This is a genomic window from Mesorhizobium sp. M7A.F.Ca.MR.148.00.0.0 (genome assembly GCF_003997735.1).
Taxonomy (GTDB): domain Bacteria; phylum Pseudomonadota; class Alphaproteobacteria; order Rhizobiales; family Rhizobiaceae; genus Mesorhizobium.
In genome coordinates, this window is record NZ_RZTB01000369.1 from 1 (window position 1) to 259 (window position 259).

General features: G+C 64.5%; 1 protein-coding gene. It reads right to left on the reverse strand.

From position 1 onward, the window contains the following. On the reverse strand, nt 1–259 hold a 259-nt coding region (locus EOB49_RS38365; RefSeq protein ID WP_245472990.1), incomplete at both ends, for a YaiO family outer membrane beta-barrel protein.

Below are 259 nucleotides of genomic sequence, written 5' to 3' on the forward strand. Positions count from 1 at the left end.
GCTCATGGGCGAGGCTGCCGCGCAGCGTCAGCGGATCGGTGACGTCCCAGGAGATGCCGGCAAAGATGGTACGCGTCGGCACCAGCGTGCCGTCGGAGATCTCGGGTGCATCCCCATAACCACCAAACACATTGACGCTCGGGACAACTGCAACATCGGCTCGCAGGACATAACCATCAGCGCGCGTGCCGATGTCGTCGGCTGCGTGGACCCAACGTGCCGAAAGCCCCAGCCGGCCGTCCAGGACATAGACCTGCAC